The organism is Rhizobium sp. PEPV16, from assembly GCF_008919455.1.
In the GTDB taxonomy this organism is placed as follows: domain Bacteria; phylum Pseudomonadota; class Alphaproteobacteria; order Rhizobiales; family Rhizobiaceae; genus Rhizobium; species Rhizobium leguminosarum_Q.
On sequence record NZ_VSZV01000347.1, the window covers coordinates 84,739 to 92,931 of the forward strand.

Sequence of the window (8,193 nt, forward strand, 5' to 3'; positions counted from 1 at the left end):
GCAAGAGACCTGCTCACGGCTCGCATATTGGTCGGGGAAACGAGGATCACTCCATGGCAAATGCCGCTCTCTTCATCGCGACCGTCCTCATATGGGGGACGACTTGGATCGCCATTGCGATGCAGGTCGGTCCCGTGCCGGTCTTGGTCTCGGTCTTTTACAGATTTGCGGTCGCAGCAGTGATCCTCGTCGCCATCCTGGCTGCCATGCGGCGGCTCAAGCTCCCTGCATTGCGCGATCAACCTTTCATCCTTGCGCAAGCGCTCTGCCTGTTCAGCCTCAATTTCATCTGTTTCTACAACGCCGCCGCCTCTATCCCGTCCGGCCTAATCTCCGTGATCTTCTCGCTCGCAACGATCTACAATGCCGTCAATGCGCGCCTCTTCTTCGGCGACCGCATTACCGGCCGCACACTTCTCGCAGCGGCGCTCGGAGCAACCGGCCTTCTCCTCCTTTTCGGACAGGACGTTGTCGTCGATTTCGATATGGGCACGTTGAAAGGGATCGGGCTCGCTGCGCTTGGCACGCTGTTCTTCTCGCTGGGCAATATGGCATCGCGTCGAAACAGCGCGGTCGGAATCTCACCGCTGACCGCCAATGCCTGGGGCATGACCTATGGCGCGATCGTCCTCCTCTTCCTGATTACCGTGACGCAAACGCCGATCGTCGCGCCGCCTGACATCACCTATCTTGCCGCCATGCTCTATCTCGCGGCAATCGGATCGGTGATCGGCTTCACCACCTACCTCATGCTGGTGTCCCGCATCGGCTCCTCACGCGCTGCCTATGCCACCGTCCTGTTCCCGATCGTCGCCCTGTCGTTGTCGACGGTCTTCGAGGGCTACCACTGGAGCGGTCTGGGCCTGATCGGCCTGGCGCTGACGCTTCTCGGCAACGTGGTCATTTTTGCGCGACCTCTGGCCCGTCGGCCGCTGCCGTCAGATGCGAGACTGCCGGCAGGCGGATGAGAGGCCGGCGTCGGCAATCTCCCGGACCGAGATGGCTAGCCGAGCGGCTTTTGCAGGACGTCGAAGCGCGGATTGGTTTCGGAAAAGATCGGCAGGGCAGCGGCGCCGAGGATTGCCGTATCCTTGCCGGTCATGCCGATCATTACGCGGGGAATGGTCCGCTTTTGATTGGGGTCGATCGGGGTGTGCAGCGGCTCCAGCCGCTCTGCAAGCCGAAGCATCAGCGATGTCGATATGCTGCCGCCGAGCACGATGGTCTGAGGATCAAAGGCCAGTTCCAGAAAATCGACGGTCTGCCGCAGCGGCTGGACGGCCTGATCCAGCCAGGCGTCGAGACCTTCGCCGCCCTTGGCGATCAGCGCATCGAGATCGTCGGGCGACATCTCCTCGGCATTGGCAATGCCCATGAATTCATAGGCGACGGTCGGAGACACGTAGCGATCAAGACAGCCGCGCTTGCCGCAGCTGCAGAGCTTGCCATGCGGCTCGACGATGACATGCCCGATCTCGCCGGCATTGTTGCGGCTGCCCTTGTAGAGGTGGCCGTCAAGGAACATTCCGGCGCCGATGCCACCGCCGCCTGCGAGAAACAGATAGACGAAGCTGCCCAAACCGCGGGCGACGCCATGAAGACGCTCGCCGATCGCTGCTGCCGTCGCATCGTTTTCGACCAGCACCGGCACCTTTACCCGTTGTTCCAATTCATGCCCGACGGGAAAACCCTGCCAGCCGGGCAGGTTCAGCGGGCTGAGCGATGTGGTGCCGCCATCGGCATAGCGGCCGGGCAGGGCCATCCCGACGCCGAGCAGCCTGTTCCGGTCGAATGTGAAGGCCTGCTGAAGATCCTCGACGATGGACTGGAGAGCCGGCATCGCCCTTTGCGGATCGGGATGTTCGACGTGGCGTTCGATGCGCGCGCAAACGGCGCCGGAGAGATCCGTCAGGACCCCGCTTGCGCGCTGGCGGCCAAGTTCGAGGCCTATCGAATAGGCGCCGCGCGGATTGATGGTGTAAGGGATGATCGGTTGGCCGCGCGCCAGCTTCTGCGCCTCGGACGGAACGAGAAGGTGCGATCTCTCCAATTCCTCGACGATATTCGAAACAGTCTGAGCAGTCAGCGCCGTCATCCGGGCGATCGCAGCGCGCGACAAGGGGCCGTTCGTGCGGACAGCCTCGATCACCACACGCCGGTTGTGAGACTTGGCCTGTTCGAGATTCGTGCCGGATATCGCCTTCATGTCGCCTTCAACAAAATGGTGCGTCACCCTTGTCACAAGACGAACACCGATGAAAGCTCCATTCTTCGGAACGTCTATTTGCTCAACGGGCACCGCGTCTGTGCAAGAGGCCAATGATCGCTATCCCGGACAATCCGGTGACGGCGCTGAGGATGGCGGTTCCAGAATAGCCGGTCACATAGGTGCCGGCGGCAAAAACCAGCGCGCCGATCCCGGCGCTGGCGAAGATGTTGACGGAGATCAGCGCACTGCCGAGCCCCGGTCGGTCGGCAATCAGATCCTGCAGATAGGTGATCGGAAAGCTGATGATCGCCGCCGCTCCGATGCCGGCGAGCAAGGTGAGCGCATAGAGCTGCCACGGCTCAGAGGCAAGACCGAGAAGGCTGAGGAAGACGGCGTAGATGATGGTGCCGGCCGCAAGCGCCGTCATTTGGCCGGTTTTCCGGGCGATCCGCGACCAGATGATGATGAAGACGACCTCCAGCAATGCGACGATGCCGACTAGAATGCCGACATCGCTGAGCCTTCCATGCGCGGCACCGGTGACAATCAATGGCAGCAGGGCGTCATTGAGATGCAGCGTGCTGGTGATCAGCGCCACCCCGCAAATATGCGCGGATATTCGCGGCGAGACCACTTGGCGAAGCGCACCGAGATAGGTGAGATGATGAACTGCTGCCATCTCCGTCGCCGCCCGCTTTGGCAAGGCGAACAGGATGATGCCCTGGCAGAGCAGACACGAGATGGCGGCAAAGAGGTAGGCCGGCAGCATGCTCGATGCGCCAGACAGCAGCAGGCCGGTGATGCCGGGGATCAGCACCCAGGACAGCGAGATCATGGCGCGCACGCCGGAGTTGGCCGTCACCATGTCGCTTCGGCTCATGCCGTGCATCGCCGCACGCGCATTGGCAAACAGCAGCGAGTTCAGCGCCCCGTAGATCGGCAGGGGCAGCAAGCCGCTGATGACGAATATGGCTGCAGTCGGAAAGACGTAGACCATGCCGTAGCCGACGATGCCGAAGAGGCAGGCGCCGATCATCGTCGATCGGTACTCACCCAGCCGGTCGGCGAGATTGCCGAGCAGAATGCTGATGACGACGTTCACCGCCGCCGAGACGAAACTCAGGAAGGAATAGAGGCCGTCGCTCAAGCCCAATTCGCGGATGCCGATGATCGAGCGGTAAGGTGCGGTCATCGCCCCCGCCATCCCGAAGGTGAAAATGGCGATCATGCAGGCGCGGATCGCCGGATTGCGGAAGACGTCGGGAAAAAGTCGGCTCATGCGGTCATCGATCAGACGTAAGCCGGCTTCACAACCTGCCCCTCTTGTCTTCCTCCGGGTTTCAATAATGTTCCGATTGCGAGAAGGTCCGCGCCAGCTCGGCCTGGCCGGCCGTCAGGCCGCAATCGACAGGCAGGCAGACGCCGGTGATGGCTGCAGCCTGAGGACCTGCAAGGAAGGCCACGGCATTGGCAACATCTTTCGGATCGACAACACGCTGCAGCGGATACCAGCGGCGTGCTTCCTCGAAAACGTTGGGATTGGCGCTGGCGCGGGCTTCCCAGGCCTGCGTCTTCACCGTGCCGGGTGCGACGGCGTTGGACCGGATGCCGAACTTGCCGTATTCCACGGCGACCAGTCGGGTAAAATGCAGAAGGCCTGCCTTGGCCACGCTATAGGCCGGGTGTCCGAAGACATGCATGCCGTTGACCGAGGCGATGTTGACGACCGAACCCCGCGAGGCCTTCAGCATGGGCTCGAACGCGCGGAAACATAAGAATGCCGCTTCGAGATTAAGCGCATTGTCAGCCCGCCAGATCTCGGGCGTCGTCTCATGCAGGCTGGTCGCGCGGGCGGCACCGGCATTGTTGACCAGGGTTCGAACCACACCCACGTCGGCGGCCCGTCTTGCCAATTCGGCAATGCTCGCCTCGCTGGTGACATCGCATTGGATGGCGACGAAGCGATTGTCCGGCCCGAGCTTCAATGCCACGGCAGCCGCGGCCTCCGCATCGATATCGGCGAGCAACACGACGTCGTGGTCATCGGCGAGCCGTGCGGCGATCGCCGCGCCGATATCGCCTGCAGCGCCGGTAACGATGGCTATTGACAACGTCATTTTCCGTAGCTCCCGTTCATGAACCTCAATCTCCAAGCAATTGCCGGTCGTCGCCGTCACGGTGAATGACCAGCTGCTGCTTGATACGCCGAAGCGTGGTCGTCGCCTTTGGCTGAACGGCATAGGCGACCAGGCTCGACAAAATATCGATCGTCGCGATGTAGGCGATGCGCGTCGAGGTTGGGCGATAGATATTGTGGCCCTCGGGAAGATCGATCGGCACGACGATTTCGGCGGCCTTGGCAACCGGGCTGGCCGTCTGGGTGAGCGCGATCGTCTTCACCTTGGTCTGGCGGGCAAGCTCGAAGGCGCGCACCAGCTCCATATTGCGCCCTGAGAAGGATGAGCCGATCAATACATCGCCCGGCCTTGCCGCGGCAGCCATCATCAGCTGCATGCTGTGGTCGGAACTTGCGGTGATGCGAAGCCCGAGACGGAAGAGCCGGTTCTGGAGCTCGTCGGCAATCATCGACGAATTGCCGCCCGACCCGAACGCATAGATCATATCGGCCTTGGCGATATGAGAGACGGCGGCTTCGATCGCGGCAAGATCGAGCGACCGGTGCAGGAGAAAGAGCGCGTTCTGGGCCTTGGCGATGATATCCTGGGCGACATCGGCCGGATCGGTGCTTTTCGATTCCGGTTTCAGGTAACGAACACCGATATGGGCGGTGCGGGCAAGCTGCACCTTGAAGTCGGAAAAGCTCTCGCAACCGAGCCGCCGGCAAAAGCGCGTGACGGTCGGCGGCGATACCTCGGCCCGTTCCGCCAGCTCGATGATCGAGGCATTCACGGCAAACTCGAAGTCGTTGACGATAATCTCCGCGATGCGGCTCTCGGAGGGAGAGAGCCTGCTCTTGTCTTCCTGCAGCGTTGAAAAGATATCCAAGCCCGTCCCCCCCCGATAGTTTTCTATCTATCCTTCTTCTTATAGGCCACGCAGTCGATCTCAACCTTGCAATCAACCATCATCGACGATTGCACACAGGCGCGGGCCGGCGGATGTTCGCCGAAATATTCCTCATAGATTTTGTTGAAAGTCCAGAAATCGCGTGGATCATCGAGCCAGACGCCGACGCGCACGACGTCCTCGACGCCGTATCCGGCCTCATCGAGGATCGAAAGGACATTGGCAATCGTCTTGTGGGTCTGGGCAATGATATTGCCGTCGATGATTTCGCCATTTTCCATCGCAACCTGGCCGGAAACATACAGCCATCCGTCTGCTTCGACCGCACGCGCGAAAGGCAGCGCCTTGCCGCCGGCGCCGGTTTGAACAGTGCCATAGCGCTTGATGGGCATGCTGGAGTCCTTGCAAATTATTTTCTTGATAAGTTGACAAGTGACCATAGAAAGCAGAATTTGACCAGTGAAAAACACCATTTATGAAAAGAATTTCAATCCGGGGCCGATATGCGCGATCCTTTCCAGAATCCTTTCCCGTCAGACAGCGCCCGGCATGCAATCTGGGAAATGCTCGTTCCGCGCGATATCGATGCCTTTCTGGCGGCCGATTGGTCGATGGTGGAGCATGACTTCGTCGAAGAGGGCTTCATCGGTATCGATGCCCAGAAGCAGGTCAGCCCCGACAGGTGGCGTCTGGCATTTCCGACGCTGTCGGCCTATCGCCAGGAATGGCTGAGGCAGGCAAAGGATTTCGCCGAGCAGAGTTTCGCAGAAGATGCGCGCACGGCGATCTTCACCACGACGACGCTTGAGGATATCGAAATCGAGGGCGAAATGGCCCTCGTTCGCAAGAAATTCGACGGCGGCATTACCAAGAGCGACGATACCCGGGACGTCCTGCAATGGCAGACGCTCTATTATTGCAGGCTTCACCAAGGACGCTGGAAAATCTCAGGTTTCACCGGCTACCTGCCGAACCCGATGGGGTAGAGCAGAGCCGACAACACGAAAGCGACTTACTTGCGCATTTTCACGGCGGCACTGGCGACCGAGACCAACACCTTTTCCCCGATCTGCGTGGATCGCCGCGCATTCGAAGCCTCGCTTTATGCGCCCCCCGGTCAACATCCCGAAACGCCGACGCTGTGCACTGCGCCGATCACCGTCGGAAGGCACGTCACCCGAGAAAAGGGTTGGGAACTGATTGAGGGAACCGCCACCTGGGCCGACCCCGCAGGCCTCGTCAACCGGGCGACCTACGAGGAATTGCGTGACGAAATCCTCGGGCAACTCCGCGCGGCAATGCCGGTCGACGCCGTTGTCATAGGCCTGCACGGCGCCATGGTGGCCGCCGGATACGAGGATACCGAAGGCGATCTGCTGTCGCGCATCCGCGAGATCGTCGGGCCCGATGTCCTCATCTGCGCCGAACTCGATCCGCACAGCCATCTCACGGCAAAACGTGTCGCCGCTCTCGATTTCGCCGTCTATTTCAAGGAGTTTCCGCATACGGACTTCGTCGACCGAGCCGAGGATCTCTGGCACATTGCGGTCGAAACGCTCGAAGGGCGGATCAAGCCTGAAATGTCGGTGTTCGACTGCAAGATGATCGACGTCTTCCCGACATCGCGCGAGCCCATGCGTTCCTTCGTCGACAAGATCATGCAGATCGAGAAGGATGATCCGGATGTCCTGTCGATCTCGGTGATCCACGGCTTCATGGTGGGCGACGTTCCCGAAATGGGAACGAAGCTGCTGGTGGTAACTGACAACAAGCCGGAGAAGGGCGCGGCTTTGGCGCATGAACTCGGCCTCGAGCTGTTTTCGAAGCGCGGTACCTTCATGGTTCCGCAGATCGATGAGAAGGAAGCCGTCACGCGCGCGCTTGCCACTAACGCATGGCCGGTTGTCATCGCCGATGTCTGGGATAATCCCGGTGGCGGCACCGCAGGAGATGCGACTGTTATCCTCGGAGAGCTGATCGCCCGCGGCGTCACGAGTGCTGCGATCGGTACCATCTGGGATCCGGTGGCCGTCCAGATTTGTTTTGCGGCGGGCGAGGGGGCGGAAATTCCGCTGCGCTTCGGCGCCAAGTCGGCGCCCGGCACCGGCAATCCCGTCGACGGCACCGTCAAGATTGTCAAGCTGGTGAAGAATGCCGAGATGAAGTTCGGCGAGAGCCTCGCACCTTTCGGCGATGCCGTACATATCGTCCTCAACGGCCTCGACATCATCCTCAATTCGACGCGCGCTCAAAGCTTCGATCCGAGCCTTTTTTCGGCGATGGGCATCGATCCCGCCAGGCAGAAGATCCTGGTGATAAAATCCACCAACCACTTCTTCGCGTCCTTCTCGAAGATCGCGGCCGAGATCCTTTACTGCTCAGCAGGAACGCCCTATCCCAATAATCCGGCGACGACGCCATACCGGCGGGCACCGAAGACCATATGGCCGATCATCGCCGATCCACACGGACCAGAACGCGGAGCCGCCTAGATGCATGACAACAGGTTTGCCGTCATCGCCAAGGCAGGTGACAAGATCGCCGATCTCTCGACGCCGCGTCCTGTGATCGACGAAGACAGGCTGGCGGCAAACATAGACCGCGTTCAATCCTATATGGATCAGCACGGGCTGAACTTCCGCCCGCATATCAAGACGCATAAGATCCCGGCTCTCGCCGTCGCGCAGGTTGCCGCCGGCGCCAAGGGCATCAATTGCCAGAAGGTGACGGAAGCCGAAGTCTTTGCCGAAGCCGGCTTCGAGGACATCCTCATCACCTTCAACATCCTGGGACCGCAAAAGCTCGAGCGGCTGGCCAAGTTGAACGAGAGAATTTCAGCCCTCAAGGTCGTCGCCGACAGCGAAGTGACGGTCGACGGGCTGGCAGCACATTTCTCCGGCCACAAGCCGCTGAACGTGCTGGTCGAATGCGATACCGGCGGCGGCCGCTGCGGCGTG

The 8,193-nt window shown here is 60.7% G+C and carries 9 protein-coding genes; 4 read left to right on the plus strand and 5 right to left on the minus strand.

Annotated features, from left to right (window positions below; genetic code table 11):
• Window positions 1-53 precede the first annotated feature (53 nt).
• Window positions 54-968 carry a DMT family transporter gene (locus tag FY112_RS29190; protein ID WP_017957675.1) on the plus strand — a complete coding sequence of 305 codons (915 nt, stop codon included), beginning with the start codon at window positions 54-56 and terminating at the stop codon, window positions 966-968.
• A gap of 35 nt (window positions 969-1,003) precedes the next feature.
• Here the strand turns inward: FY112_RS29190 and FY112_RS29195 are convergent, their stop codons facing one another.
• The 5 genes from FY112_RS29195 to FY112_RS29215 all read right to left on the minus strand — a co-directional run bounded on the left by FY112_RS29195 (window position 1,004) and on the right by FY112_RS29215 (window position 5,628).
• Window positions 1,004-2,206 carry an ROK family transcriptional regulator gene (locus FY112_RS29195; RefSeq protein WP_017957674.1) on the minus strand — a complete coding sequence of 401 codons (1,203 nt, stop codon included), beginning with the start codon at window positions 2,204-2,206 and terminating at the stop codon, window positions 1,004-1,006.
• A gap of 82 nt (window positions 2,207-2,288) precedes the next feature.
• Window positions 2,289-3,488: an MFS transporter gene (locus tag FY112_RS29200; RefSeq protein WP_131720069.1), complete on the minus strand. Its 1,200-nt coding sequence runs from the start codon at window positions 3,486-3,488 to the stop codon at window positions 2,289-2,291.
• 61 nt (window positions 3,489-3,549) lie between these two features.
• The gene (locus tag FY112_RS29205; protein WP_151519889.1) at window positions 3,550-4,326 is read right to left on the minus strand and encodes an SDR family oxidoreductase; all 777 of its coding nucleotides are present in this window, start codon (window positions 4,324-4,326) and stop codon (window positions 3,550-3,552) included.
• Between the two features lie 25 nt (window positions 4,327-4,351).
• Window positions 4,352-5,215: a MurR/RpiR family transcriptional regulator gene (locus FY112_RS29210; RefSeq protein ID WP_151519890.1), complete on the minus strand. Its 864-nt coding sequence runs from the start codon at window positions 5,213-5,215 to the stop codon at window positions 4,352-4,354.
• Window positions 5,216-5,238: 23 nt separating this feature from the next.
• The gene (locus tag FY112_RS29215; RefSeq protein WP_129419208.1) at window positions 5,239-5,628 is read right to left on the minus strand and encodes a RidA family protein; all 390 of its coding nucleotides are present in this window, start codon (window positions 5,626-5,628) and stop codon (window positions 5,239-5,241) included.
• A gap of 111 nt (window positions 5,629-5,739) precedes the next feature.
• Between FY112_RS29215 and FY112_RS29220 the strand changes: the two genes are divergently transcribed.
• The 3 genes from FY112_RS29220 to FY112_RS29230 form a co-directional block, all read left to right on the plus strand.
• The gene (locus tag FY112_RS29220) at window positions 5,740-6,222 is read left to right on the plus strand and encodes a hypothetical protein (RefSeq protein WP_027665498.1); all 483 of its coding nucleotides are present in this window, start codon (window positions 5,740-5,742) and stop codon (window positions 6,220-6,222) included.
• Window positions 6,223-6,252: 30 nt separating this feature from the next.
• Complete coding sequence (locus FY112_RS29225) at window positions 6,253-7,728, plus strand: M81 family metallopeptidase (protein ID WP_151519891.1); 1,476 nt, start codon at window positions 6,253-6,255, stop codon at window positions 7,726-7,728.
• Window positions 7,729-8,193, plus strand: a 465-nt coding sequence (locus tag FY112_RS29230; RefSeq protein ID WP_181018294.1) for an alanine racemase, incomplete at its 3' end; no start/stop codon positions are given.

Bases quoted from the DNA above. Each gene is read 5' to 3' on its own strand.
- FY112_RS29190 (WP_017957675.1), top strand. From the start codon at position 54: ATGGCAAATGCCGCTCTCTTCATCGCGACCGTCCTCATATGGGGGACG.
- FY112_RS29195 (WP_017957674.1), bottom strand. From the start codon at position 2,206: ATGAAGGCGATATCCGGCACGAATCTCGAACAGGCCAAGTCTCACAAC.
- FY112_RS29200 (WP_131720069.1), bottom strand. From the start codon at position 3,488: ATGAGCCGACTTTTTCCCGACGTCTTCCGCAATCCGGCGATCCGCGCC.
- FY112_RS29205 (WP_151519889.1), bottom strand. From the start codon at position 4,326: ATGACGTTGTCAATAGCCATCGTTACCGGCGCTGCAGGCGATATCGGC.
- FY112_RS29215 (WP_129419208.1), bottom strand. From the start codon at position 5,628: ATGCCCATCAAGCGCTATGGCACTGTTCAAACCGGCGCCGGCGGCAAG.
- FY112_RS29220 (WP_027665498.1), top strand. From the start codon at position 5,740: ATGCGCGATCCTTTCCAGAATCCTTTCCCGTCAGACAGCGCCCGGCAT.